The sequence below is a fragment of the Microbacterium sp. C23T genome (assembly GCF_053345975.1).
Window position 1 is genome coordinate 61617 of record NZ_JBKFBD010000020.1, and the last position, 24763, is coordinate 86379.

Consider the following 24763-nt stretch of genomic DNA (forward strand, 5'->3'; position numbering starts at 1 on the left):
AATGGATCGACCGCGGCGCCTGCGCCAGACCCCGGCCATGCGGCGCCTCGTCGCCGAGACGCGCCTGCACCCGGCCGAGCTGATCCTGCCGCTCTTCGTCCGCGAGGGCGCGAACGAGCCGGTGCCGATCTCGTCCATGCCAGGCGTGGTGCAGCACTCGACCGAGAGCCTCAAGCGTGTGGTGGCGGATGCCGCGGCCGCCGGCATCGGCGGCATCATGCTGTTCGGGGTGCCCGAGCACAAGGACGCGGTGGGCTCCGGCGCGACGGATCCGGACGGCATCCTCAACGTCGCGACGCGCATCGCCGTCGCCGAGGCCGGAGACGCGCTCGTCGTGCAGACCGACCTGTGCCTCGACGAGTTCACCGACCACGGTCACTGCGGCGTGCTCGACGCGAAGGGGTACGTCGACAACGACGCGACCCTCGAGCGCTACCGCGACATGGGCGTGGCGCAGGCGGAGGCAGGCTCGCAGCTGCTCGGACTCTCGGGCATGATGGACGGCCAGGTCGCCGCCGTGCGCGACGCGCTCGACGACTCCGGGTACGGCAACACCCCGATCCTCGCCTACGCGGCGAAGTACGCCTCGGCGTTCTATGGTCCGTTCCGCGAGGCCGTGCAGTCCTCGCTCGAGGGCGACCGCCGCACCTATCAGCAGGATCCGGCCAACCGCCGCGAGGGTGCGCGCGAGCTCGACCTCGACATCGCCGAGGGCGCCGACATCGTGATGGTCAAGCCCGCGATGAGCTACCTCGACGTGCTGGCGGATGCCGCAGCGGCGAGCCCCGTCCCGGTCTGGGCTTACCAGGTGTCGGGCGAGTACGCCATGATCGAGGCGGCTGCCGCCCACGGGTGGATCGACCGCCGCCGCGCGATCGAGGAGTCGGTGATCGGCATCCGCCGCGCCGGCGCCGACGCCGTGCTGACCTACTGGGCCCTGGAGCTTGCGGAGTGGATCCGATGACGACGAACGCACAGGAATTCGCCCGCGCACGGGGCGCGATGCCGGGCGGCGTGAACTCGCCGGTGCGCGCCTTCGGCTCGGTGCACGAGACACCGCGCTTCTTCGTGTCGGCGTCCGGCCCCTACGTCACCGACGTCGAGGGGCGCGAGTACGTCGACCTCGTCGGCTCGTGGGGTCCCGCGATCCTCGGGCACGCCCACCCCGCGGTCGTGAAGGCGGTTCAGGATGCCGCGGCCCACGGTCTCGGCTTCGGCGCGAGCACGCCCGGTGAGACGGAGCTGGCCGAGCTCATCGCCGCGCGCGTGCTCCGACAGGCTCAGCAGCCGGGAGAAGCGGCTGCGAAGCCGGTGGAGCGGGTCCGCCTCGTGTCGACCGGCACCGAGGCGACGATGACCGCGATCCGCCTCGCTCGTGGGGCGACCGGGCGCGACCTCATCGTGAAGTTCGCCGGGCACTACCACGGGCACTCCGACGGCCTGCTGGCCGAGGCCGGCTCGGGCGTCGCGACGCTCGCGATGCCGGGCTCCGCAGGCGTTCCCGCCCCGATCGCCGCACAGACGCTGGTCATCGCGTACAACGACCTCGACGCGGTGCGCGAGGTGTTCGAGGCGCGCGGCGACGACATCGCCGCGGTGATCGTCGAGGCCGCGCCCGCCAACATGGGCATCGTGCCGCCGGCGCATGGCTTCAATGCCGCCCTCGCCGACATCGCGCACGAGCACGGCGCGCTGCTGATCCTCGACGAGGTGCTCACCGGCTTCCGCGTCGGGCCCGCCGGGTGGTACGGCATCGACCCGGTGCCGTTCTCGCCCGACCTCATCACGTTCGGCAAGGTCGTCGGCGGCGGCCTGCCGCTCGCCGCGATCGGCGGCTCCGCGGCGCTCATGGAGCTGCTCGCGCCGCTCGGACCCGTGTACCAGGCCGGCACGCTGAGCGGGAACCCGCTCGCCGTCGCCGCGGGGCGCACGACGCTCGACCACCTCGACGACGCCGCGTATGCCCGCATCGACGGCGCGGCGACGACGATCGCCGATGCCGCAGCATCCGCCCTCGAAGAGGCCGGCGTCACGCACGTCGTGCAGCGCTCGGGCAACCTGTTCTCGATCCAGTTCGCGGCCGAGGCGCCGACGGACTACGACACGGTGAAGGCGCAGGAGGCGTTCCGCTACCCGCCGTTCTTCCGTGCGATGCTCGCGCAGGGCGTCTCGCTGCCGCCGTCGGTGTTCGAAGCCTGGTTCGTGTCGGCCGCGCACGATGACACCGCCGTGTCGCGCATCGTCGACGCCCTTCCGGCCGCCGCGCGCGCCGCTGCCGAGGCCACTCCCGACTGAGTATTCCGGCGGGGCTCCAGACGTCGCGGCCACCGACGGCGGCGGTCCATCCGCCGCCGCCGTGCCGGGATCAGTTGCCGGATTCGACCAGCGGGTGGCCCGCGACGTCGGCGAGCGCGTTGGCGATGTGGACGGCCGGGTCCTCGCAAGGGCCGGTCGTGCGACCCCCGGGCGTGGTCGGCGCGTCGGCCGGGCACTCTCCCGACTTGATGTCGCTGTCGACCATGACGATGAGCGTCGTCCCCGACTCGGCGTGGTGCTGCACGACGGTGTTGTACCCCATGAGCTCGCCGGTGTGGCCGTACCAGCCGAGCGCGAGGCCGAGCCCGAGCCCGTACGCCCGCGCCTCGGACTGCGGAGCTTCCTTGTCGGGCCCGAGGTAGACCGGGATGTCGAAGTCGAACGAGTCGAGGCGCGTCGCCTGCCATTCCGGTGACAGGATGCCCTCCCCCGTGGCCAGCGCTTCGCCCCACGTCAGGAGGTCGTCGAGGTCGGAGATCATCGCGCCCGCCGACCAGCCCCAGGACGGGTTCCAGTCCGTGGCGTCGACCGGCAGATTGTCGTCGGTCCCCTGGGTCGTGTACCCGTGCGCGTGGGGGTCGGGAAACGAGGCGTCCGTCGGGAAGAAGGTGGCCGACAGCCCGAGCGGCTCGGTGATCTGCTCGCGCATGACGTCCTGGATGGGCTTGCCGGTGACCTTCTCGATGACCATGCCCAGGAGCACGGTGTTCGTGTTCGAGTAGAACGTCATCGACCCCGGCGGGTACATCGGCTCGGTCCCCTTGACCAGGTCGACCAGCTCCTGCGGCGTCCACACGTGGTTCGGGTCGCTGAACAGCGTGTCCTGGAACGACTGGTCGAAGGTGTACGACGGGATGCCGTTGCGCATGGAGGCGAGCTCGTACAGCGTCGCGTCGCCGTTGGGCATGCCGGGGATGTACATCTCGATGGGGTCGTCGAGCGAGAGCTCGCCCTGCTCGGCGAGCTGCAGCAACACGGTGATCGTGAAGGTCTTCGTGACGCTGCCGACCCGCTGGTTGACGTCCGCGGTCATCGGGGTGGTCTTGTCCCAGTCCTGGTAGCCGATCGTCGCCGCCCACGTGCCCTCAGGCGTGCGGATCGCCATGACGGCACCCGGAGCGCTGACACCGTCGAACGCCTCCGTGGCGGCCGCGCCGAGCATGTCGCCAAGGTCCGCGCCGAGCCCGTCCTCGACGACGGCGAGAGCGCCCGGTTCGGCCGTCTCCGACGGAGCGGCGCCGGGCTCTGTACTCCCGCACGCGGCCAGCCCCGCGGTCAGCGCGACGACGAGCGACAGAGCGAGCACGGTCGGGCGAGCAGCGGATTTCGGCACGGCAGGGCCCCCATCGATCGAGCAGCGGACGCCGCCTTCCCCCGGCGGACGCCTCTCCCACCATGACGCACGTGTCGCGGACGGCACAGGGGACTCAGGTCGCCACATGACTCGGCGCCCACATTGCCCGCAGCCTGCCGGGAGAGGAAGGAAAAGCCGAAGGCCCCCACGCTGTGGGGGCCTTCTCTCGGTGGACCTGAGGGGAATCGAACCCCTGACCTCCTCGATGCGAACGAGGCGCGCTACCAACTGCGCTACAGGCCCTTGAACCTCGAAAACACTATCACGGTTCGAGAGTCGCTCCGAATCGGCGGAGCCCCCGCGGGGCACCTATTCGCCGGCCGCGCGACGGGTCAGCAACTGCCGCACGTGCGCCTCGATCTCGGCGTCGTCGACGTACCCCATGCGGGCGTATTCGGACTCGACGGAGGCCGTCCGCGCGGTCCGAGCGACGTCGATCGAGGGCGGCTGCTGCGCCGCCGCACGAGCCGCCATGGCCTCTTCGAGGGCGGCCTGACGGAGCGCCGCACGAGCGGCTTCGCCATCCAGCACCGCGGCCGCCCGAGAGCCCGCCGACGCCGTGAGCGGACGGGGAAGGTCGCGGGGCGCCCACTCGCGCTGCTCGCGCTCGAGCGCCACATCCTGCAGTTCCGCGATGCGGCGGGGCGCAGCATCCGTCGCCCGCGACACGGCACGCGCGGCGACGCGGGAGAGACGGTGAAGGATGAGGCCGGATGCTGCCACCAGACCGGCTCCGGCCCACATCAGGGTCTGCGCGCCGGCGGTGATGGTCTCGTACACCCCCCACACGGCGATCCCGAGGCCGATGACGCCCGCGAACGTCGCTGCGAGGCGGAACCGGCGTCGTGCGCGCGCACGGCGCGCCTCCGGAAGGGAACGGACCGACGCGAGGTCGGAGCGTGCGGCTGCAGCAGCCTGCGCACGTTCGGCACGTGCCCGCTCCAGATCGACGCGGGCTGCGGCCTCGGCGGCGACCCGGTCGGTGCGTGCGCGTTCTACGCCGAGGCGGGCGGCGGCCTCGGCGGCCTCGCGCTCACCCTTGGCGATCTCGAGATCGACGCGGGCGCCCTCGAGAGCCGCATGCTCGCGCTCGGCCAGAGCCCGCTTCGCGAGCTTCTGCTGCGCCGCGGCCGTGCGGGCGTTGAGCTCGAGCCGCACTTCTTCGGGTGTCTCACTCGTCTCGGCGAGCACCCGAAGGGCCTGATTCAGGCGGACGGCGTTGCGCTCGGCCGCGTCGAACTGGCGGCGACTGTGCCATGACGGCAGCAGGTACACCAGCCACAAGGCCACGGCGACGAGAACGATGACTCCCCCACCCCACACCTGCCCGCCCATGGTCACCACGGTAAGCGACCGGACGGCGGTGTCCCGAACATCCGCGCGCGTGTCACGCAAGACGGATTTCTCGCGTGGTCAGGCACGGCGACGCGCGGCGGCCCGCCATCGGGGGTGGAGAACGGCAACCGGACGACCTAGGCGTGCAGCCGGTCCGCGGGCGGAACCGTTGCCGCGTCCTGGGGCACGCGACCCGACACCCAGCGCTGGAGTACGCCCTCGGGCACGTCCTCGCGGACGAGGGCGAACGCGTAGTGGTCGCGCCAGTCCCCGTCGATGTGGATGAACCGGCGGCGCAGCCCTTCGTAGCGGAAGCCGAGCTTCTCGACCACCCGCAGGCTGGCACGGTTCTCGGGACGGATGCAGATCTCCATGCGGTGCAGCCGCAGCTCCGAGAAGCAGATGTCGGTCGCGAGGGCCACCGCCGTCGGAGTGATGCCCCGACCGGCGAACCGCTCGCTCACCCAGTAGCCGATCGTCGCGGATGCCAGCGAGCCCCGGGCGACGCCCCACACGTTGAGCTGGCCCGCGACCTCACCGTCGGACTCCATGACGAACGGCACGCCGAGGCCGTCGCGGTACTGCTGCAGCAACCGTCGGATACCGACGCGCATGTCGAACGACACCGGGCCATCGGGACTCGTCGCCTCCCACGGGCGCAGCCACCCGCGGTTCGAGAGCAGCTCGTTCTGCAGCACGCGCGCGTCGCGCTGGCGGACGAGGCGGATCGCCACCGAACCGTGCCTGCGGGGAGCCGACAGATCCACGAGACCCCCTCGAACGGGCGGCGTCAGAGGTTCGCCGCGAAATCCTTGAACCAGGGACGCAGTGCGGGACCGAGATCTTCGCGATCGGCCGCCAGCTGCACGATGGCCTTGATGTAATCCACCCTATCGCCGGTGTCGTAGCGACGGCCACGGAAAACCACGCCGTAGACGCCAGGGCCATCGGGGTCGGCTGCGAGCTCCTGGAGGGCGTCGGTGAGCTGGATCTCGCCGCCCTTGCCGGGCTCGGTGCGCTCGAGGATCTCGAACACGTTCGGCGAGAGCACGTAACGGCCGATCACCGCATAGTTCGACGGCGCATCCTCCGCCGAGGGCTTCTCGACCAGCCCGTTGACCTTCACGATGCCGTTGCCGTCGGTGGACTCCACCGACGCGACGCCGTACAGGTGGATGTGCTCGGGGTCGACCTCCATGAGGGCGATGATCGCCGCTCCGGTGCGCTCGTGCTCCGCGATCATGGTGGTGAGCAGCTCGTCGCGCTCGTCGATGAGGTCGTCACCGAGCATGACGGCGAACGAGGAGCTGCCGACGTGGGCCTTGGCCCGCAGCACCGCGTGACCGAGACCCTTGGGCTCGCCCTGGCGCACGAAGTGGATGTCGGCGAGATCGCTCGACTCCAGCACCCGGTGCAGGCGGTCGGTGTCGCCCTTGTCCTTCAGCTTCTCCTCGAGCTCGGGGACCGAATCGAAGTGGTTCGAGATCGCGTTCTTGTTGCGCCCGATGATCACCAGGATGTCGTCGATGCCCGCCTGGGCCGCCTCTTCGACGACGTATTGGATCGCCGGCTTGTCGACGACGGGAAGCATCTCCTTCGGCATCGCCTTCGTCGCGGGGAGGAAGCGGGTGCCGAGGCCCGCAGCGGGGATGACTGCCTTGATGGAGGTGTGCGCCATGCTGAGAGTCTAGGTGCGACGATCAGGCCTTCTCGCCCGAACGGACGGTGTGCGATACTGCGCGCCGTACAATCGACACCATGTCCGACGCCACCGCCGATGCCAAGCGCGCGTTGCGTGCCGAGCTCCGCGAACGACGCCAGCTCATCTCGCCGCAGGCGCGCGAAGCCGCCGAGGCGGGCATCCACGCGCAGCTCGACTCCCTCGTCGCCGAACACGGCGCCCGCTCGATCTCCTGCTTCCTCTCCACCACGGCCGAGCCGGGAACCCGCTCTTTCGTGGCGGATGCCGTGAGCCGCGGCATCCGTGTCCTCCTCCCCGTGACCAGGGCCGACGGCCTGCTGGACTGGGCGGTCGCCACGCCCGAGGGCGACATCGCCGAGGGTATGTACGGACTGCCGGAGCCTGTCGGCGAACTGCTCGGCCCGATCGCGGTCAACGACGTCGACCTCCTCGTCATCCCCGCCGCCTCCGTCGACCGCACCGGGATGCGGCTCGGCTGGGGACGCGGCTTCTACGACAAGACCCTCGGGTCGATGGAGCGGTGCCCTCCCGTCTACGCCGTCGTCTTCGACTCCGAGTTCGTGGACGAAGTGCCGAGCGACGAGCTCGACGAGCGCGTCACGGGCGTCGTCACCCCCACGCGCACCATCACCCTCGCGCCCACGCGGCGCTGACAGCCGAACCGAGAGAACCATGCCCACCTACGCCTACGCCTGCAAGCAGTGCGGTCACCGCTTCGACGCCGTGCAGTCCTTCGCCGACCCGACCCTGACCGAGTGCCCGGAGTGCGGCGGGCCGCTGCGCAAGGAGTACGGCTCGATCGGCGTCACCTTCAACGGCTCGGGCTTCTACCGCACCGACTCCCGCGCCAAGCCCTCGAGCTCGGGATCGGATGCCTCGGGTGGCGCGTCCTCGTCGACTTCGACATCATCGAAGACCGAGGCGAAAGCCTCTCCCGCGTCGTCCGGAGCCTGATCCTCCGGCGCCCCAGGCGCGGAACGACACCCAGGGGGTACACGTGATCAAGGGCTTCAAGGAATTCATTCTCCGCGGAAACGTCATCGACCTGGCGGTCGCGGTCGTCATCGGCGCCGCGTTCACGGCAGTCGTCAACGCGATCGTCTCGAGCATCATCAACCCGCTCATCGCACTCGTCTGGAAGCCGGACGCCAACGGCACCATCGGCATCACCGTGAACGGCCTGTGGGGCCCGGTGACCTTCCCGATCAGCGACCTCATCAACGCGCTGATCGCTTTCATCGCGGTCGCGATCGTCGTCTACTTCGTCTTCGTTCACCCCATGAACGTGCTCAAGGAGCGCGCCGCCGCGAAGGCCGGCATCACGCCCGCCGACGAGGAGCCGAAGCTCCCGACCGAGCAGGAGATCCTGGTGCAGATCCGCGACATCCTCGAGAAGCAGGGCACCGCGCCGCGCGCTCAGTAGTGCGGCGGGACGTCGCGTCGCAGGCGCACATCGTTCGGACCTGCTGAATCGGATGCCGCGTTCCCCTGGCCCTTGCGGCCGGTCGGGGGCGCGGCATCCGTCCTCTCATCAGCCGGGATGGGCTCGGCCGTGGTTCCGGGCGCGGGCGTCAGCTTCGCGCGACGGGAGCCCTTGACGCGCTCGATCCGCTGCCGGTCACTCGAGGACATCGATGGGCTGGGTCTCGTTGTCGACCCGGGGCGCGTCGGGCGGCACGCCCAGCATCGCGGCGATGCGCTGCGCGACGTCGGCCGGGTCGCGGTACAGGTCGAACGAGTGCACGCGCACATAGTGCCAGCCGAGGCGCCGCAGGATCTGCGGGCGCAGCCGCAGCGACTCGCGCAGCGACTCGCCGATCGTCTCGGGGTCGCTCTCGACCACGACCGCCTTCCCGTCGTACTGCGCGACGAGCGGCAGCAGGCCGCGGTAGTGCACGTCGACGGAGAGGCCCGCGCGGCGGAGCTCCCGGGCGAGTGCGCGCGTGAGCGGGTCGGCGAGGTCTTCGAGTCGCGCCTCGCGGGATCGGGCGGCGATGCCGCCCAGGATCGACATCAGCGTCGCGGCTCCGTACTCGAGACGGCCGTCGTCGAAGGCCGACGGACGGATCGACGACACGATGACCATCGACCGCCGCGCGCGGGTCATGCCCACCGTGAGCAGCCGCTCGCCGTCGGGCGACGACAGGTCGCCGAAGTCGCTGAGCACCCGGCCGTGCTTCGTGAGGCCGAAGCCCAGCGAGAAGATCACACGGTCACGGCTCTCGGCCACGGACTCTTCGAGCGTCAGCACCGCGAACGGCTCCGCGGTGTCGCGCGAGACGAAGTCGGCCACGTCGGAGCGTCCGGCGAACGCCGCCTCGACGGCGGCGCGGATGCGCTCCGCGTGCCGCACGCTCGCCGTGACGACCATGAGCGATTCGGTGCCCCGGTTGACGGCGTGCTCGACGACGAGGGTCACGACGCGGGCGACCTCGGAGTCGGGGCTCTCGACGGCCCCGGTGATCGGGTCGGGGGTGCCGTGTCCGCCTTCGACGTAGTCGACCGCGAGGCTCCCACGTCCCAGGTACGACCCCGCCCACGGCAGCGACACGAGCTCGCCGCCGTAGAACGCGTCGTTCACGAGCGCCGCGAGGTCCTCTCCGCCGGCCCGGTAGCTGCGGGTGAGCGTCTCGACGGGCAGCAGCTCGGCGAGGCGCTCGAAGACGCTGGTGCTGTCGAACGGCGCCTCGTCGTCATCGGCGTCGGCGAGTGCGCCATCGCCGTTGACCGAGGGCGGCGGCACGGCGGCCGACATCGCGGAGCCTGCGGAGACGCGGAACGGCGTGGGCTTCTGCGTCACAGGGTCGCCGAACGCGACGACCTGCCCCGCGCGGCGGAGCGCCGGGGAGGCCTCGGCGAGACACAGCGCGCCGGCGTCCGCCAGCACCACGACGTCGAACTCGACCGTTTCGGGGATGCGCGGCACCTCGTAGGGCGAGGCCAGCCAGACGGGCGCCACCGTGCGCGAGAGCGTGGGAGCCACCGCCGCCAGCTCGGCGGGCGTGATGGCGCCGCGCTTCAGCGCCTGCTTCAGCCCGTCGGCCTCGGAGCGGTGGTCGACGATCCCGATCCGCCACTGCGTGGCGAGATGGGCGGCGAGGAGCGGACCGGATGCTGCGGCGTGGGCCTCGTCGACGAGCCGGAAGTCGCGCTCCAGCCGGTCGACGACGGCGGTGTTCGCGCCGAGCACGGCGCGGTCGGTGCGCAGCAGCAGCTCGAGCGCGGACTGCCACCACGCGTACTCCAGCTCGGCCGCCACCTCGTCTTCGGGCACGTGCCGCACCGACAGCTCGAGGAGGAGCGGTTCGAGGCCCATCGCGGCGAGCTCGGAGCGCAGCGTCGCGCGCTCCTTGAGGTTGTCGAACACGTCCGAGTCGGCGGCGAGCCCGGCGAGGGTGCGTACGAGCTGCTTCACGGGGAGGGTCGAGAGCCGGTCGGCGCCGGTGCGGCCGAGGACGGCGTCCACCTCGCCGAGTTCGGCGTCGACGCGCTGCCAGGCGACCTGGACGTCGCCGAGGCCCAGGGGCACCTCGGGGGTCACGCCGACGTCGACGTAACGCTGCCACTCAGTGCGCTGCTGCTGGATCTTCACCAGCGCCTCGTACATGTCGGGCACGTGCACGCCGGGGCGCAGGTACTCGCGGGAGAGGCGGCGGAGGCGGCGCCGGTTCGCGCCGTTCATCTCCGGCGCGTCGCGACGCGGCGCGTGCGCCTGGATGAGTTCTGCCAGCGGCCGCTCGAACACGGTGAGGCTGAACTTGTCGAGCGAGTCGCGGATGCCGCGCAGCAGGCGCAGGTACACGCCGAGCTCGGCGACGGTCTGGAACGGCCGCATGCGCGTCTGCGCGATGAGCTCGTAGCCGCGCTCCAGCAGCGTCGGCACGTCGCTGCGGTGCAGCTTGCCGGCGAGCGCGTGCGCCCCGCGGGCTTCCTCCACGGTCGCGAACGTGACGCCGTACCAGGGCGAGTCGTCGGGGCCGAAGCGGAACTCGCCCAGTCGCGCGGCTGCGGAGAGCTTCGCCGCAGCATCCTTCCGCGTCGAAGCGAGGCTCGCCAGGGCGTCGGCTTCGAAGCGGGCCTCGGTCGCCGGGGCGACGCCCCGCTCGGCGAGTTCGGCCAGCTCGCGGAGGATATCGAGCACCGACACGTCGAAATCGGGGTGCCTGGCGGTCACGGCGGAGCGGTAATCCCGGAGCACGCCGCGCAGCCGCACCAGCGCGTCGTCGATGTCGGAGACCTTCGGCGCCTCGGCCTTCTCGTTCCGGCCGATCGCGCGGATGAGATCGCGCTGCAGGCGGTCGGGCGAGACGGCCAGGCCGGGGAGCCCGATGCCCGCGAGGCGATGCCTCACTCCGTCGAGGGTCGACCGGCGCGCGCTCACCACGAGGACGCGCTTGCCGTCTCGCACGAGCGCGCCCACGGCGTTGATGACGGTCTGCGTGCCGCCGGTGCCGGGCAGCGTGTGGATGACGAGGGACTGGCCGTCGGCGATGCGTGCGAGCACGCGCTCCTGCTCGGAGTCGGCGTCGAGGAGCAGCATGTCGGCGGCGGGGGCACGGTCGTCGGGGCTCGTCGGCACGGGTCCGTCCCGGCGGATCGTGAGCGATTCGCGGTCGGCGACGTGACCGGCGAGCGCGTTGAGCACGCGGTGGTCGAGATCCGATGCGTCGAGCGCCATGTCGCCGCCGACGTCGGCGAAGGTCGACACGAGCAGACGCGGCTTCACGGCGTAGCTGTCGATCGACGCGGTGAGCGCACGGATGTGGTCGATCACCGGCTGCGGTTTGAAGACGCCGCCCTCGTAGGCGAGAGCGGCGAGGCCGCCGGCGTCGATCATGATGCCGAAGTGCGTGCGCATCGCGCGGATCAGCTCGGGGTTGACCGCGAACGTCCCGTGCAGCTTGAGCTCGAAGTCGCCATGGTGGCGTCGGATCGCGAGCGGGCGGAGCAGCACGGGTGCGCTCCACGTGATCCCGGCGACGCGCCAGGTCGCCAGACCGACCGCAAGCCGCACGGTGTCGAGACCGCGGGTCGTGCGCAGCTCCTGGTCCTTCGCGGTGATGCTCTGGGCCGCGAGCCGGGCGTTGCGCAGCGCGACCTCGTCGCGGAACAGGTTCGACAGCAGCGTCGACCGCCCGGTGATGAACTGGGGCAGGCTCCCAGGGTGCGCCTTCGTGATCTCGATCGCGGCATCCTGCCCATCGACGAAGTGCAGCAGGGTCGATCGGCCGCCCAGGGCGGCGGACTGCAGCCGGAGCCGGTCGCGCTCGGTCTCGGCGACGTGCACGACCGTGACGTCGGGTTCGGCGAGACCCAGATCACCCGGGGTCACGTCGTACCCGCGCTCGGCATCTCCTGAGCCCAACACGGCGCTGCGTTCTGCTCGCCACACACGTGCCACCCTAAAGGCGACGTGTGCCCGGCTCTTGCAATGGACCTGAGTTTCGCGGTATTGGACCGCCGCGGAACAGGCCCCGGACCACACCCTCTCCTCCCCCGCGGACGTTCCACGCATCGCTCCCACAGATCCCGCCGACGACCGGCGACGGCGTCCCCGACCCGCGCCAGGATGGTCGCATGACCCCCGAGGATCCGCCCCGCTACCGCGTCCACCCGTCGCCCATCGGCGACATCCTGATCGTCACGACCGACGACGGCATCGTGACCCTGCACCCCTTCGACGGCCCCCTGCACGCCGAGATCGAGCGCGTCGCGCTGCTGCTGCGCGCCCTCCCTGTGCCCGATGACGACACGGATGCCGCCGCCCCGGGTGCCGCCGACGTGTTCGAGAGCGCGGTGACGCAGCTCGACGAATACTTCGACGGCGACCGCGAAGAGTTCGATCTGCCGCTGGACTGGCGGCTCGTCCGCGGCTTCACGCGCGCCGCGCTGGAGGCCGTGTGCGACATCCCCTACGGCGAGACCGCCAGCTACGGAGAGGTCGCGATCGCGGCCGGCATCCCCCGCGCCGCGCGCGCTGTCGGGACCGCGTGCGCCACCACGCCGTTCTCCGTCGTCGTGCCGGTGCATCGCGTCGTCCGTGCCGACGGCTCGCTCGGCGAGTACGGCGGGCGACCCGACGTGAAGCGGTTCCTCATCGACCTCGAGCAGGGGCCCGCCATTCCGACCGCGCCGGCCATCGCCGGCGCCACCGAGACTCCGGCTCCGCACTGAGACCGAGCCGGTCGAGGCTGCGGGCGTGTAGGCCGCCCGCATGCCGCGAGGCCCGCGCGGCACGGCGACGCCCGCGGGCCTCGCGATCCGCGTCGACGACAGGTCCGTCCGCCGGAGGCGATCCCCCCGACTGGTAAAGTCGACGCTACGAAAGAGGGCGGCGAGGACGCCGTCACGCCGGAAGCAGGTAGCCGTGGGCGCGTCTCTCCCACATCGCGCACCGGCCCCCGATCGCACAGGCGCGGGGGTCCGCATCGTCGTGGACGCCCTCGATGGGGATCCCGGCGACGCACAGGCGCTCGATCACGCGGTGGCCGAACTCGTCCGCCGCACCCGATTCCCGGTCGCCTTCGGCGGACTCGCGCTCGGCGACGCGATCCACGTCACGTCCATCCACGGTGCCCGCACCCGCAACCTGCAGGGGCTCGTCGTGGAGGCCTCCCGCGGTCTCGGCGGGCGGGCGCTCGTCGAGAAGCGTCCGCGACTTGCGCTGGACTACGGCTCGTCACGCAGCATCACGCACGACTACGACCGCGCCGTCCTCGGTGAGGGCATCGCGACGCTGTTCGCCGTCCCCGTCATGGTGGGCGGGCGCGCCCGCGGCGTCATCTACTGCGGATCGTGGGCCGCATCCCCTGTCGGCGACGTCGTCGCCCGCCCGGCCTTCGCGGTCGCGGAGGAGCTGTCGAGCGAGCTGCGCATCCGCGACGAGGTGCAGCGGCGACTGACCCTCTCTCCCCCGCGCTCCGCGCCGGCCGCCATGCCGGCGACCACGCGCGAGGAACTGCGCGAGACGTACGCCGAGCTGCGCAGCATCGCGGCCATCATCGACGACCCCGCGCTGCGCGCGCGCCTGGACCGCCTCGAGCAGCGGCTGGCCGCGCTCTCACACGACGCATCGGAGCCGTCGGTCGAGCTCGACGTCCGGTTGTCGCCGCGCGAGATCGACGTGCTCGCCTGCGCGGCTCTCGGCTCGACGAATGCCGAGATCGCGGCGACCCTCGACCTCAAGGAAGGCACGGTCAAGTCGTATCTGCAGTCCGCGATGGCGAAGCTGGATGCCTCGACCCGGCACGCCGCGGTGGTCACCGCGCGTCGCGCCGGCATCCTTCCCTGATCTCCGCCGGCGGCGCTGCGCACAAGCGGATCCGCGATATCGCCGCTCGCGGCCATTCCGGACAGGAGCGTCCGAATTCCGCCCGGATCTCCGAATTCCCCCGTCCGCGATCGCGGTTATCCACCGTCACGGAATTCCTCAATAGGCTGCGGCGACAATTCAGCGTATTGTTCCCTCATGGCCCGTAGAATCGTTCACCAGCTCGTCGATGACATCGACGGAACCCTTTTGGAAGCCGGCGAAGGCGAGACAGTGCTGTTCTCGCTCGACGGCGTCGCATACGAGATCGACCTCACCGACGAGAATGCCGCCGCTCTCCGCGGCGCTCTCGAGCGTTACACCAATGCCGCACGGGCGGTCTCGTCCTCCCGCGCCACGTCGGCGGCCGCCTCGGCCGGCCGCAAGCGCCGCCGCAGCGGACAACAGGACTACAGCGGCGTCCGCGAGTGGGCGAAGCAGAACGGCTACCAGGTGTCCGAGCGGGGCCGGGTTCCGGCATCCGTCCTCGAAGCCTACGAGGCGGCGCACTGACGCACGCCGCCTCGCGGCCTTTCATCGACGATTCGTCTCGCTTTCACGAGCGCGAGAGCTGGAAGAGAATCTCGTCGACTTTCTCTTTGGCGTCGCCGAAGAGCATCTGCGCGTTGTCGCGGTAGAACAGCGGATTCTGCACTCCCGCGTATCCGGAGGCCATCGAGCGCTTGAACACGATGACGTTGTCGGCCTCCCACACACGCAGGACCGGCATTCCGGCGATCGGGCTGGAGGGATCCTCCGCGGCCGCCGGATTCACGGTGTCATTCGCGCCGATCACCAGCACCACGTCGACGCCCGACAGGTCGTCGTTGATCTCGTCCATCTCGAGCACGATGTCGTAGGGCACCTTCGCCTCGGCGAGGAGCACATTCATGTGGCCGGGAAGGCGTCCCGCGACGGGATGGATGCCGAACCGCACGTCGACGCCGCGCTCGCGCAGCTTCTGCACGAGGTCGGCGACGCCGTGCTGGGCCTGCGCGACGGCCATGCCGTAGCCGGGCGTGATCACGACGGTGGAGGCGCCGGCGAGCAGATCGGCCGCGGCCTCGGCGTCGATCTCGCGATGCTCGCCGTACTCCTCGTCGCCGCCCTTCGGCGCCTCGATGCCGAAGCCGCCGGCGATCACCGACAGGAACGACCGGTTCATCGCCTTGCACATGATGTAGCTCAGGTACGCACCCGACGACCCGACGAGCGCGCCGGTGACGATGAGCAGGTCGTTGTTGAGCAGGAAGCCCGCCGCCGCGGCCGCCCACCCCGAGTAGCTGTTCAGCATCGACACGACGACGGGCATGTCGCCGCCGCCGATCGACGCCACCAGGTGCCAGCCGAGGGCCAGAGCGAGCAGGGTCACGGCGACGAGGAGCCACAGTTCCGGGGTGATCACGTACCAGACCGTGAGGGCGAGGAACGCCACCAGCGCTCCGACGTTGAGCGCGTTCTTGCCCGGCAGCATGAGCGGCTTGGACGAGATGCGCGCCGACAGCTTGAGGAACGCGACGATCGACCCGGTGAAGGTCACCCCGCCGATGAAGACGCCGATGAACACCTCGGCGTGGTGGATGTCGGCCAGCGCCCCGGTGAGTCCGGTGTCGTAGAGAGCGCCGTTCCAGCCGACCAGCACCGCGGCGAGGCCGACGAAGGAGTGCAGCAGCGCGATGAGCTCCGGCATCCCCGTCATCTGGACGATCCGCGCGCGCCACAGCCCGATCGCGGCGCCGACGAGCACGGCGACGACGAGGAGCGTAAGCCCGAGCGCACCCGATCCACCGGTTGCTGAGCCTGTCGAAGCACCCCACGCGCCCGCCGCCACCAGCACGACGGTCGCGATGAGCGCGATCGCCATGCCGACGATGCCGAACACCACCCCGCGACGGCTGGTCTCGTGCTTGCTGAGCCCTGCGAGGCTCAGGATGAACAGCAGCGCCGCGACGATGTACGCGGCGCCTGCGACCTGGCCGGCGACCGCGATCATCGGGTCTCACCCTTCTGGAACATCGCGAGCATGCGCCGCGTGACGGCGAAGCCGCCGAAGATGTTGATGGACGCGAGCAGCACCGCGACGGCGGCGAGGATCTGCACCGTGAGATCGGGCACCGTGATCTGCACCATGGCGCCGACCACGATGATGCCCGAGATCGCGTTCGTGACGCTCATCAGCGGGGTGTGCAGCGCGTGCGCGACGTGGCCGATGACGTAGAAGCCGACGACGATCGCGAGTGTCAGCACCAGGAAGTGCTGCGGCAGCGGCGGCGGCGCGAACGCGCAGATCGCGAACAGCGCGGCGATGCCGGCGACGATGAGGCCGGTACGGGTGCCGGCCGACATCGTCTTCTTCGGCGCCACGACCGCCGGGGCGGCGGCCGCTGCCTTCGCCGGGGCGGCCGACACCTGCACGGGCGGCGGGGGCCAGGTGACCGCGCCGTCCTGCACGACGGTGACCGTGCGCTGCACGACGTCGTCGAAGTCCAGGGTGAGCTCGCCGTCCTTGCCGGGAGTCAGCAGCTTCAGCAGGTTGACGAGATTGGTCGCGAACAGCTGCGACGCCTGCTGGGGCAGCCGGCCAGGCAGGTCGGTGTACCCGAGGATCACCACACCGTTGTCGGTCACGACCTTCTCGCCGGCGACCGAGCCCTCGACGTTGCCGCCTTGGCCCGCAGCCATGTCGACGATGACGCTGCCCGAACGCATCGAGGCCACATCCGCCGCCGTGATCAGGCGCGGCGCCGGACGACCCGGGATGAGCGCCGTCGTGATGATGATGTCGACGTCCGCCGCCTGCTCCGAGTAGATCTCGGCCGCGCGCTTGTCGTACGCCTCGCTGGTCGCCTTCGCGTACCCGTCGGACGAGACCTGCTTCGCCTCCTCGGGCACGACGACCTCGAGGTACTCGCCGCCGATCGACGCGACCTGGTCGGCGACCTCCGGCCGCGGGTCGGTCGCCCGCACGATCGCACCCAGGCTCGACGCCGCCCCGATGGCGGCAAGTCCGGCCACGCCGGCGCCGGCGACGAGCACCTTCGCCGGCGGCACCTTGCCCGCCGCCGTCACCTGACCGGTGAAGAAGCGCCCGAACTCGTGCGCAGCCTCGACCACCGCGCGGTACCCGGCGATGTTCGCCATCGAGCTGAGCACGTCCATCGACTGCGCGCGCGAGATGCGCGGCACCGCGTCCAGTGCGATCGCGGTGATCCCCCGCACAGCCAGCGACTCGACCAGATCCGGCCGCAGCGCCGGGCTCAGCGTCGCGACGATCGTCGCCCCGTCGGCAAGTCGGTCGATCTCGGCCGACGTCGGCGCGTTGACCTTCAGCACCACCGGCGCTGACCACGCCGTCGCCCCGTCGACGACGGCTGCACCGGCGTTCGCGTACGCGGCGTCGGGGAACGACGAGGCGGCCCCGGCCCCGGCTTCGACGACGACGTCGTAGCCCAGGGCGATGAGTTTCGGGACGGTGGTCGGGGTCGCGGCCACCCGGTTCTCTCCGGGCGCCTCGGCGACGATGCCAATGCGGGTCATGCGTTCCTCTGGGTCGGGTGCGACAGCGTCGGCTGCGGCGACGGGGAGGTCCGCGAGACCCTCTTCGGTGCTCGCGGCGACGCCTCCACCATGTCAGACCGCGCCGCAGATACACCGTGCATTGCGCTCCGACACGATGACAAGAATCACAGAATTTGCTCCCCGCGCACCACATGCCCCGTTCTTCTGTGGCGAGTTCCGGTCTTGCCGAACGCACATGCTCGCGCCAGGCGGTTCATAGCGCACGGCGAAGGTCGTCGTAAGTCGGACTCATATCCATGGAGACATGGACAAGAAGAGCAGCGCGACCCAGGGCACCCGCAAGCGTCCGGTCCGAAACGCCGTCATCGCCTCCGGTCTCGTCGTCGCCCTCTCGGGCGGCGCCGGAGCCGTCTGGGCGACAGACCGCTTCCTCGTCGAGCATGTCGAGATCGCCGACGTGTCGGAGTACGAGGCGCAGAACTCCACGGTCGACTCCACCGCGGATTCGACGACGGATGCCGCAACCGGCGCCACCGTGACCGACACGTCGTACTCCGACGGCGCCACCTCGATCACGATCTCGACCGTCACCGAGGGCTCGGGCTCCGACACCGTGACCTACTACGTCGCCGACGTGACCCTGTCGGACGCGACCACGCTGCAGAGCGCGTTCGCCAAGGACCAGTTCGGCGAGAACATCACCGAGCTCACCAGCCGGATCGCTGCGGACAACGACGCGATCTTCGCGATCAACGGCGACTACTACGGGTTCCGCGACACCGGCATCGTGATCCGCAACGGCGTGGTCTTCCGCGACGAGCCCGCCCGTCAGGGGCTCGTCTTCTACACGGACGGCCGCGTCGACGTGTACGACGAGACCACGACGACGGCCGACGAACTGCTGGCCGACGGGGCGTGGAACACCCTGAGCTTCGGCCCCGCGATCGTCGAGGACGGCGCCGTCGTCGACGGCATCGAGACGACGGAGATCGACACGAACTTCGGCAACCACTCCATCCAGGGCGATCAGCCGCGCACCGCCGTCGGCGTGATCGACGAGAACCACCTCGTGTTCGTGGTCGTCGACGGACGCCAGTCCGGGTACAGCGAAGGCGTCACCCTCACCGAGCTCGCCGACATCATGATCGACCTCGGCGCCACCACCGCGTACAACCTCGACGGCGGCGGCTCGTCGACGATGTACTTCGACGGCCAGGTGGTCAACTCGCCGTCCAACGGCGGCGAGCGCGGTACGAGCGACATCCTCTACATCGCCGATGCTTCCGCCGCCGCCGCGGAGTGACGCCGTGATCGTCCTCGTCCCGGCGTACGAGCCGGGTTCGCGCCTCGAACCGGTCGTCACGGGCCTGCTGTCCGCCGACCCCGACGTCGAGGTGGTCGTCGTGGACGACGGGAGCGGTTCGGTGTTCGCGCCGGTCTTCGCCGCCGTCGAGGCGCAGGGCGCGACGGTGCTGCACCATGAGGCGAACCTCGGCAAGGCCGCTGCGCTGCGCACCGGGTTCGACCACGCGATGGCCGCGCACCCCGGCGACGACGTCGTCACGGCCGATGCGGACGGGCAGCACACGGTGCACGACATCCTCCGGGTCGCCGACGCCCTCCGCGAGGACGCCGCCGACGGTGCCCCGACCCTGATCCTGGGCTGCCGGGCGTTCAGCGGGCGGGTGCCGCTCCGATCGCGCGCGGGCAACGCCGTGGCACGCGGGGTCTTCCGGCTGGCGGCCGGATGGACGCTGAGCGACACGCAGACGGGGCTGCGCGGCATCCCATCGGAACTGCTCGCGTGGGTGCGCGGCCAGCCGGGCGAGCGCTTCGCGTATGAGCAGAACGTGCTGCTGCGCTGCCGGCGTGATGGGGTCGCGACGCGCGAGGTGCCGATCGAGACCGTGTACCTCGACGGCAACGCGTCCAGTCACTTCCGCCCGATCGTGGATTCGCTCCGCATCATGCTTCCGCTGCTGCTCTTCGCGGGGTCGTCGCTGCTGGCGTTCGTGGTCGACACCGTGATGCTCCTCGCGCTCCACGCCCTCACCGGCCTGCTCGTGCCGTCCATCGTGGCGGCGCGCGTCGTGAGTGCATCCGTCAACTTCGCCGTCAACCGACGCGTCGTCTTCCGCGCCGGTTCGGCCGGCTCACCAGACGGGCGGGGACGGATGCTGCGCCAGGCCGTCCGCTACGGCCTGCTGGCACTCGCGCTGCTGGCGTCGAACATCGTGTGGCTCGATGCGCTCACGCGCTACGGGGTGCCGCTCGTCGTCGCCAAGGTCGCCACCGAGGCGGTGCTGTTCGTGACGAGCTACGGCGTGCAGCGCACGTTCGTCTTCGGCACACAGCAGCCCCGTGCCGAACTCGTAAGCCGGCCTGACGCCCGCCATAGGAACCGCATAGCGGCCGCGGCTCGAATGGATGAGAGCGAACACCCCATCGGGAGGAACCCATGACCACCAGCGCGCTGATCCTGATCGGCATCGACCTGGCTGCCGCCCTCGTGCTGAGCCTCGGCCTGTACTACCGCCGGCACCACCGCCGCGACCTCGTCGTCGCGTTCCTGGGGGTGAACGTCGGGGTGATGGCCGTCGCCATCGTGCTCGGCACCGCCGAGGTAGCACTGGGGCTCGGGCTCGGCCTGTTCGGCGTACTGTCGATCATCCGGCTGCGCTCGTCCGAGATCTCGCAGCGCGAGGTGGCGTACTACTTCGCGGCGCTCGCGATCGGTCTCGTCACCGGACTCCCCCAGACCGATCCCTGGCCCGTCGCGGCGCTCGTCGCCCTGATCCTCGCGGTGCTGTGGGGCGCCGACCACCCCGCGCTGCTCTCGCGAGCTCGCCACCAGGTCGTACGCCTCGACCGCGCCGTCGCCGACGAGCGCGAGCTGCGCGCCGAGCTCGAAGAGCGCCTCGGCGGCACGGTCGCCTCGACCACCGTTCAGGAGCTCGACCTCGTGAACGACACGACGCTGGTCGACGTCCGCTACCGGATCCCGCGAGCGGCCGCGAGCCGAGCCACTGCGGCGAGCGCGCCCTCGATGCAGGGAGCGGCGCGATGACCGCCTTCAACCGGTTCGACCCCGTGTCGCTCGATGCGCTCGTGGCCGAGGCATCCCTCCTCACTCGCGTCGACAGGAAGTACGTCGTGCCGCGCGCGGACCTCGACCCGGTGCTCGCCGCGCTCGACCCCGCCACCCGCGTGCTCGAGATCGACGGCGCGCGCGACTTCGCCTACGAGTCCGTCTACTTCGACACCCCCGACCTGCTGAGCTTCCGCATGGCCGCGCAGCCGCGACGGCGGCGCTTCAAGCTGCGCACCCGCAGCTACCTCGATACGGGCACGTCGTACCTCGAGATCAAGACGCGCGGGGCACGCGGCACGACCGTCAAGGACCGCGACGAGTACGACCCGCGGCACCGCGGCCGGCTCACCGACGACGCCCGCGACGATGTGGCGGACGCGTTCGCGACCATCGGGGTCGCCTCCGACCGGGCCGACGAACTCGACGCGACGCTGCTGACGCGCTACCGCCGAGCCACACTGCTCGCCCGCGACGGAGCGGGTCGCGCCACCGTCGACACCGCACTCGAGTGGATCGAGCCCGACGGGCACGGCTTCGCGCTTCCGGGCCTCGCCATCGTCGAGACGAAGTCGGGCGCCCGGCCGTCCGATGTGGACCGCGCGCTGTGGCGGGCCGGTCATCGGCCCGCGACGGTGAGCAAGTACGCCACCGGACTCGCGGCGCTTCACCCGGCCCTCCCCCGCAACCGGTGGGCGCGGCTGCTGCGCGGCCCGTTCGATTCCTCGCACCGCACCGCGCCCACGACCCACCCGACCATCGCCACCCCCAAGGAGGACGCATCATGCCCCGTCACCCCCACCACCGCCCTCTCGAGCACCGTCGCCGCCTGATCCTCGCGGCCGCGCCTCTGGCCGTCGCCGCGCTGGTACTCGCCGGGTGCGCGACGCAGACTGCCGCATCGACGAACACCGCGACCACTGACGACACGACCACCGAGACCGCGGCCGTCGTCGACTCCGATCTCAGCGCCGCGGCGGTGCTCGCCGCGAACGCCGACGTCACGGTCGTGAAGGACGACGAATGGAGCGAGACGGATGCTGCGGACATCACCCTCTCGGGAAGCAGCGCGTCGAGCGACTCTGACGCCGTGACCGTCGACGGCTCCACGGTCACCATCACGGAGGCCGGCGTGTTCCGGCTCTCCGGGTCGCTCGACGGGCAGGTGGTGGTCGCCGCGCCCGAGGACGCGCAGGTCGTGCTGATCCTCGACGACGCCGAGATCGCAGCATCCGACTCCCCCGCCATCACCGTGACGAGCGCGGATGACGTCGCCATCTCGCTGGCGCCCGGCAGCGAGAACAGCGTCTCGGACGCGTCGTCGTACGCCGATGGTGCCGATGCGAACGCCGCGATCTACGCCGACGCCGACCTCACGATCTCGGGCACCGGCGCGCTCTCGGTGTCGGGCAACGGCACCGACGGCATCACGAGTACGGACGACCTGGTCATCCTGTCGGGCGAGATCACCGTCGACGCGGTCGACGACGCGCTGCGCGGCAAGGACTCGCTCACCGTCGAAGGCGGCACGCTCCAGCTCACCGCCGGCGGCGACGCCCTCAAGAGCGACCAGGCCGACGACACCACGCAGGGCTTCGTCGCGATCACGGGCGGCGCGGTCACGGCCACGAGCGGCGACGACGGCATCGCCGCGGCGACGGATGCGGTCGTCACCGGCGGTACCGTGTCGCTGACCGCGGGCACGGATGCCTCCACCTCGGACGACTCCCCCAAGGGCGTCACCGCGGGCGTCGTCGTCGCGATCGACGGCGGCGACATCACCATCGAGGCGGCGGATGACGCGATCCACTCCGACGGATCGGTCGGCATCGGCGGCGGCACCGTCACCGTGTCGGCGGGCGACGACGGCATCCATGCCGAACAGCGCCTCGAGATCCGCGACGGCGTCGTGACGATCGCGGAGTCTTACGAGGGCCTCGAGGCGACGGATGTCGCGATCTCGGGCGGCACGGTCGACATCACGTCGAGCGACGACGGCGTGAACGGCGCCGGCGGGACCGCCTCCGACACGCAGGGCGGCGGCATGGGCGGCGGCGAGCAGGACACCGGCGAGACGATCACGATCTCCGGCGGGAGCGTGCACGTGGCCGCGGTCGGCGACGGCCTCGACTCGAACGGCACGATCTCGATCACCGGCGGCACCACGGTCGTCAGCGGTCCGAGCTCGGCCGGTGGCCAGGGCGCGCTCGATTCCAACGGCGCGATCACGATCGACGGCGGCGAGGTGTTCGTCGCAGGATCCGTGCTGGTGGCACCGACCGGTTCGCAGCAGTGGGTCGCCGCGACCGCCAGCGGGTCGGCGGGCGACACCGTGGAGGTGACGGATGCCTCGGGCACGGTGACCGCGAGCTTCGAGGCGGACCAGAGCTTCGGCGCCGTCTTCTACAGCGGTCCGGCGGTCGCCGACGGCGCGTCGTTCACGATCGCCGTGAACGGGGTGACGGCGGCGACGGTGTCGGAAGGGGTCAACGTGTCCGGAGGAGGCATGGGCGGCGGTATGGGCGGCGGCGGCGGACGCCGTCCCTGATCCGCGGTTCGGTCGCCGCACGCTCTTGTTGCGCGCGGCGGCCGAACGTGGGAAGTCCCTCCGAATGGGGGCCGCACGGCGCGTAGAGGTTGCATCCCGCGGTCGATCTCGGAATCGTGGCCGGTCCGGAACCGCAAACGGAAAGGAAAAGCATGCTTACGCTGACCCAGACCGCCGCCGAGGCCGTCGAAGAACTCGTCGCCCGGGTGCCCCTTGCTGAAGAGGGCGGTGTGCGAATCCGCGACACCGGAGGCTCGGAAGGATTCGAGCTGAGTGTCGCTCCTGCCCCGGCGCCCGCCGACACGGTCGTCACCGAAGGAGGCGCCCGTGTCTTCCTCGACGAGGGGGCCGCGGCCGCCCTCGACGACCGGGTGCTGGACGCCGAGCTGTCGAACGACGGCGCGGTTCGCTTCGCCCTCGGAACCCAGGGCTGATCGCAGCGCTTCGGGCCCCGGCATCCGTCATCGGATGTCGGGGCCTTCGCGTCTCCTCATGATCGTCATGCCGTGGCGAGCTGGACGTTGGGCAGTTCGCTGCCGTAGTGCGCACGCATGCCCGTCTTGCGCTCGAGGTCGTCGATCACGGCCGCGGCGAAGTCGATGCCGTACAGCGCGGCACAGGATCCGAGGCCGCCGGGCGAGAACACGTTGACCTCCATCAGCTTGTCTCCCGCGATGTCGAGCCCGACGAGGAACATGCCGTCCGTGAGGAGCTTCGGGCGCACGGCGTCCACCAGGCGCAGCATCTGGTCGGTGACCTTCGCCGGCTCCGCCTTGCCGCCGGCCGACATGTTGGACCGCACCTCCGCCTCGTTCGGCCGCCGGCGGAACGCGGCGTGCACCCCGTCGATCTCGAGAGGGCGGCCGTTCATGACGAACATCCGCACGTCGCCTTCCTTCGCAGCGGGCAGATACTCCTGGGCCACCACATAGCCGTCCCGGGCGATCGCCTCGACGATCTGCGCGATGTTGCGCTCCCGCTTCAGGTCGACCAGGAACACGCCCGACCCTCCCGAACCCTGCAGGGGCTTCAGCACGGCGCGCCCACCGAGCTCGTCGATGAACTCACGCACCCGGTCTTCGTCGCGCGTGATGAGCGTGCGCGGGCGCACCACCTCGGGGAACTGCTGGAAGTACGCCTTCGACATGGCGTCCGCCAGGGAGCGCGGATCGTTGACGACGAGGACGCCGGCCTCCGCGGCCATCCGTCCGAACGCCAGCCCCGCCGTGCTCGCCCACGCCGTGTCCGCGGCTTCGGCCGCCGGATCGGCGCGGAGCATGAGCACATCGAAGTCGTCGAGCTCGGTGCGCGCCCGGGCCGCGGACTGCACGTCTTCGAGGTAGCGGTCGAGGGACCGGTACCGCTTGCCCTCGGTCGCGGTCGCAGTGATCGCCGAGAGCGATCCGTCGGGTTCGTAGCCGAAGTCCCGAAGACCCATGACATGCACGTCGTGCCCGCGTGCGGCTGCGCTCATCGCGAGGCGCGTGGTCGAGTAGATGGGCTGTTCCGTGGCGATGTCGTTGACGACGAAACCGATTCTCATCTGGGCTCCTCGGGGGTGTGAAGGGCGTGGGCCGGTGATGTCTGTGCGC

The 24763-nt window shown here is 70.9% G+C and carries 23 protein-coding genes and 1 tRNA gene; 14 read left to right on the plus strand and 10 right to left on the minus strand.

Features of this window, described 5'->3' with window-relative positions:
* Position 1: 1 nt before the first annotated feature.
* The gene (gene hemB, locus ACLBXX_RS12685; RefSeq protein ID WP_447658334.1) at positions 2–964 is read left to right on the plus strand and encodes a porphobilinogen synthase; all 963 of its coding nucleotides are present in this window, start codon (positions 2–4) and stop codon (positions 962–964) included.
* On the plus strand, positions 961–2295 hold the full coding sequence (gene hemL / locus ACLBXX_RS12690) for a glutamate-1-semialdehyde 2,1-aminomutase (protein WP_447658312.1): 1335 nt from the start codon (positions 961–963) through the stop codon (positions 2293–2295). Before hemB ends, hemL begins: the two co-directional genes overlap by 4 nt.
* Before the next feature lie 70 nt (positions 2296–2365).
* Here hemL and ACLBXX_RS12695 read toward each other — a convergent pair whose 3' ends face one another.
* The 5 genes from ACLBXX_RS12695 to galU all read right to left on the minus strand — a co-directional run bounded on the left by ACLBXX_RS12695 (position 2366) and on the right by galU (position 6683).
* Positions 2366–3649, minus strand: coding sequence for a serine hydrolase domain-containing protein (locus ACLBXX_RS12695; RefSeq protein WP_447658313.1), 1284 nt, complete (start codon positions 3647–3649; stop codon positions 2366–2368).
* Between the two features lie 191 nt (positions 3650–3840).
* Positions 3841–3913, minus strand: a tRNA-Ala gene (locus ACLBXX_RS12700).
* Between the two features lie 66 nt (positions 3914–3979).
* On the minus strand, positions 3980–5005 hold the full coding sequence (locus ACLBXX_RS12705; RefSeq protein ID WP_447658314.1) for a large exoprotein: 1026 nt from the start codon (positions 5003–5005) through the stop codon (positions 3980–3982).
* A 137-nt stretch (positions 5006–5142) separates the two neighbouring features.
* Positions 5143–5772: a GNAT family N-acetyltransferase gene (locus tag ACLBXX_RS12710; RefSeq protein ID WP_447658315.1), complete on the minus strand. Its 630-nt coding sequence runs from the start codon at positions 5770–5772 to the stop codon at positions 5143–5145.
* Between the two features lie 23 nt (positions 5773–5795).
* Entirely contained in the window at positions 5796–6683 is an 888-nt protein-coding gene (gene galU, locus ACLBXX_RS12715; protein WP_447658316.1) for a UTP--glucose-1-phosphate uridylyltransferase GalU, read from the minus strand.
* A gap of 80 nt (positions 6684–6763) precedes the next feature.
* Between galU and ACLBXX_RS12720 the strand changes: the two genes are divergently transcribed.
* Genes ACLBXX_RS12720 through mscL form a run of 3 tightly spaced genes read left to right on the plus strand, consistent with a single transcriptional unit; the run spans position 6764 to position 8130 of the window.
* Positions 6764–7360 carry a 5-formyltetrahydrofolate cyclo-ligase gene (locus tag ACLBXX_RS12720; RefSeq protein ID WP_375872557.1) on the plus strand — a complete coding sequence of 199 codons (597 nt, stop codon included), beginning with the start codon at positions 6764–6766 and terminating at the stop codon, positions 7358–7360.
* 19 nt (positions 7361–7379) lie between these two features.
* The gene (locus ACLBXX_RS12725; RefSeq protein WP_387145470.1) at positions 7380–7661 is read left to right on the plus strand and encodes an FmdB family zinc ribbon protein; all 282 of its coding nucleotides are present in this window, start codon (positions 7380–7382) and stop codon (positions 7659–7661) included.
* Between the two features lie 43 nt (positions 7662–7704).
* On the plus strand, positions 7705–8130 hold the full coding sequence (mscL, locus tag ACLBXX_RS12730; RefSeq protein WP_375872556.1) for a large conductance mechanosensitive channel protein MscL: 426 nt from the start codon (positions 7705–7707) through the stop codon (positions 8128–8130).
* Here mscL and ACLBXX_RS12735 read toward each other — a convergent pair.
* Positions 8124–8339, minus strand: a complete 216-nt coding sequence (locus ACLBXX_RS12735) for a hypothetical protein (protein ID WP_447658317.1) — start codon at positions 8337–8339, stop codon at positions 8124–8126. The two genes, mscL and ACLBXX_RS12735, sit on opposite strands and share 7 nt — an antisense overlap.
* Entirely contained in the window at positions 8326–12072 is a 3747-nt protein-coding gene (locus ACLBXX_RS12740) for an AAA family ATPase (protein WP_447658335.1), read from the minus strand. Before ACLBXX_RS12740 ends, ACLBXX_RS12735 begins: the two co-directional genes overlap by 14 nt.
* 212 nt (positions 12073–12284) lie before the next feature.
* On the opposite strand from ACLBXX_RS12740, the gene ACLBXX_RS12745 reads away from it, so the two are divergent.
* From ACLBXX_RS12745 to ACLBXX_RS12755, 3 genes are all read left to right on the plus strand, one after another.
* On the plus strand, positions 12285–12881 hold the full coding sequence (locus tag ACLBXX_RS12745) for a methylated-DNA--[protein]-cysteine S-methyltransferase (RefSeq protein WP_447658318.1): 597 nt from the start codon (positions 12285–12287) through the stop codon (positions 12879–12881).
* Positions 12882–13134: 253 nt separating this feature from the next.
* Positions 13135–13998, plus strand: coding sequence for a LuxR C-terminal-related transcriptional regulator (locus ACLBXX_RS12750; RefSeq protein ID WP_387146148.1), 864 nt, complete (start codon positions 13135–13137; stop codon positions 13996–13998).
* 177 nt (positions 13999–14175) lie between these two features.
* Positions 14176–14529 carry a histone-like nucleoid-structuring protein Lsr2 gene (locus ACLBXX_RS12755; protein WP_447658319.1) on the plus strand — a complete coding sequence of 118 codons (354 nt, stop codon included), beginning with the start codon at positions 14176–14178 and terminating at the stop codon, positions 14527–14529.
* 43 nt (positions 14530–14572) lie between these two features.
* Here the strand turns inward: ACLBXX_RS12755 and pntB are convergent, their stop codons facing one another.
* Positions 14573–16009: a Re/Si-specific NAD(P)(+) transhydrogenase subunit beta gene (gene pntB / locus ACLBXX_RS12760; protein ID WP_447658320.1), complete on the minus strand. Its 1437-nt coding sequence runs from the start codon at positions 16007–16009 to the stop codon at positions 14573–14575.
* Complete coding sequence (locus tag ACLBXX_RS12765) at positions 16006–17553, minus strand: Re/Si-specific NAD(P)(+) transhydrogenase subunit alpha (protein ID WP_447658321.1); 1548 nt, start codon at positions 17551–17553, stop codon at positions 16006–16008. The genes pntB and ACLBXX_RS12765 overlap by 4 nt, the downstream gene beginning before the upstream one ends.
* A gap of 286 nt (positions 17554–17839) precedes the next feature.
* Here ACLBXX_RS12765 and ACLBXX_RS12770 point away from each other — a divergent pair, with 286 nt between their 5' ends.
* The 6 genes from ACLBXX_RS12770 to ACLBXX_RS12795 all read left to right on the plus strand — a co-directional run bounded on the left by ACLBXX_RS12770 (position 17840) and on the right by ACLBXX_RS12795 (position 23605).
* On the plus strand, positions 17840–18838 hold the full coding sequence (locus ACLBXX_RS12770; RefSeq protein ID WP_447658322.1) for a phosphodiester glycosidase family protein: 999 nt from the start codon (positions 17840–17842) through the stop codon (positions 18836–18838).
* 4 nt (positions 18839–18842) lie between these two features.
* On the plus strand, positions 18843–19997 hold the full coding sequence (locus ACLBXX_RS12775) for a glycosyltransferase (RefSeq protein ID WP_447658323.1): 1155 nt from the start codon (positions 18843–18845) through the stop codon (positions 19995–19997).
* Entirely contained in the window at positions 19994–20602 is a 609-nt protein-coding gene (locus ACLBXX_RS12780) for a DUF4956 domain-containing protein (RefSeq protein ID WP_447658324.1), read from the plus strand. Before ACLBXX_RS12775 ends, ACLBXX_RS12780 begins: the two co-directional genes overlap by 4 nt.
* On the plus strand, positions 20599–21456 hold the full coding sequence (locus ACLBXX_RS12785; protein WP_447658325.1) for a polyphosphate polymerase domain-containing protein: 858 nt from the start codon (positions 20599–20601) through the stop codon (positions 21454–21456). The genes ACLBXX_RS12780 and ACLBXX_RS12785 overlap by 4 nt, the downstream gene beginning before the upstream one ends.
* On the plus strand, positions 21408–23171 hold the full coding sequence (locus ACLBXX_RS12790) for a carbohydrate-binding domain-containing protein (protein WP_447658326.1): 1764 nt from the start codon (positions 21408–21410) through the stop codon (positions 23169–23171). Before ACLBXX_RS12785 ends, ACLBXX_RS12790 begins: the two co-directional genes overlap by 49 nt.
* Before the next feature lie 152 nt (positions 23172–23323).
* The gene (locus ACLBXX_RS12795) at positions 23324–23605 is read left to right on the plus strand and encodes a Fe-S cluster assembly protein HesB (protein ID WP_310292269.1); all 282 of its coding nucleotides are present in this window, start codon (positions 23324–23326) and stop codon (positions 23603–23605) included.
* Between the two features lie 65 nt (positions 23606–23670).
* Here the strand turns inward: ACLBXX_RS12795 and ACLBXX_RS12800 are convergent, their stop codons facing one another.
* Positions 23671–24714 (minus strand): glutathione synthetase, encoded by a 1044-nt coding sequence (locus ACLBXX_RS12800; protein WP_447658327.1) that lies wholly within the window; start codon positions 24712–24714, stop codon positions 23671–23673.
* Positions 24715–24763: the final 49 nt, after the last annotated feature.

Bases quoted from the DNA above. Each gene is read 5' to 3' on its own strand.
- ACLBXX_RS12725 (WP_387145470.1), top strand. From the start codon at position 7,380: ATGCCCACCTACGCCTACGCCTGCAAGCAGTGCGGTCACCGCTTCGAC.
- ACLBXX_RS12745 (WP_447658318.1), top strand. From the start codon at position 12,285: ATGACCCCCGAGGATCCGCCCCGCTACCGCGTCCACCCGTCGCCCATC.
- ACLBXX_RS12735 (WP_447658317.1), bottom strand. From the start codon at position 8,339: ATGTCCTCGAGTGACCGGCAGCGGATCGAGCGCGTCAAGGGCTCCCGT.
- ACLBXX_RS12785 (WP_447658325.1), top strand. From the start codon at position 20,599: ATGACCGCCTTCAACCGGTTCGACCCCGTGTCGCTCGATGCGCTCGTG.
- ACLBXX_RS12800 (WP_447658327.1), bottom strand. From the start codon at position 24,714: ATGAGAATCGGTTTCGTCGTCAACGACATCGCCACGGAACAGCCCATC.
- ACLBXX_RS12780 (WP_447658324.1), top strand. From the start codon at position 19,994: ATGACCACCAGCGCGCTGATCCTGATCGGCATCGACCTGGCTGCCGCC.
- ACLBXX_RS12720 (WP_375872557.1), top strand. From the start codon at position 6,764: ATGTCCGACGCCACCGCCGATGCCAAGCGCGCGTTGCGTGCCGAGCTC.
- ACLBXX_RS12790 (WP_447658326.1), top strand. From the start codon at position 21,408: ATGCCCCGTCACCCCCACCACCGCCCTCTCGAGCACCGTCGCCGCCTG.
- ACLBXX_RS12755 (WP_447658319.1), top strand. From the start codon at position 14,176: ATGGCCCGTAGAATCGTTCACCAGCTCGTCGATGACATCGACGGAACC.
- ACLBXX_RS12770 (WP_447658322.1), top strand. From the start codon at position 17,840: ATGGACAAGAAGAGCAGCGCGACCCAGGGCACCCGCAAGCGTCCGGTC.
- galU (WP_447658316.1), bottom strand. From the start codon at position 6,683: ATGGCGCACACCTCCATCAAGGCAGTCATCCCCGCTGCGGGCCTCGGC.
- pntB (WP_447658320.1), bottom strand. From the start codon at position 16,009: ATGATCGCGGTCGCCGGCCAGGTCGCAGGCGCCGCGTACATCGTCGCG.
- ACLBXX_RS12795 (WP_310292269.1), top strand. From the start codon at position 23,324: ATGCTTACGCTGACCCAGACCGCCGCCGAGGCCGTCGAAGAACTCGTC.
- hemL (WP_447658312.1), top strand. From the start codon at position 961: ATGACGACGAACGCACAGGAATTCGCCCGCGCACGGGGCGCGATGCCG.
- ACLBXX_RS12705 (WP_447658314.1), bottom strand. From the start codon at position 5,005: ATGGGCGGGCAGGTGTGGGGTGGGGGAGTCATCGTTCTCGTCGCCGTG.
- hemB (WP_447658334.1), top strand. From the start codon at position 2: ATGGATCGACCGCGGCGCCTGCGCCAGACCCCGGCCATGCGGCGCCTC.
- ACLBXX_RS12765 (WP_447658321.1), bottom strand. From the start codon at position 17,553: ATGACCCGCATTGGCATCGTCGCCGAGGCGCCCGGAGAGAACCGGGTG.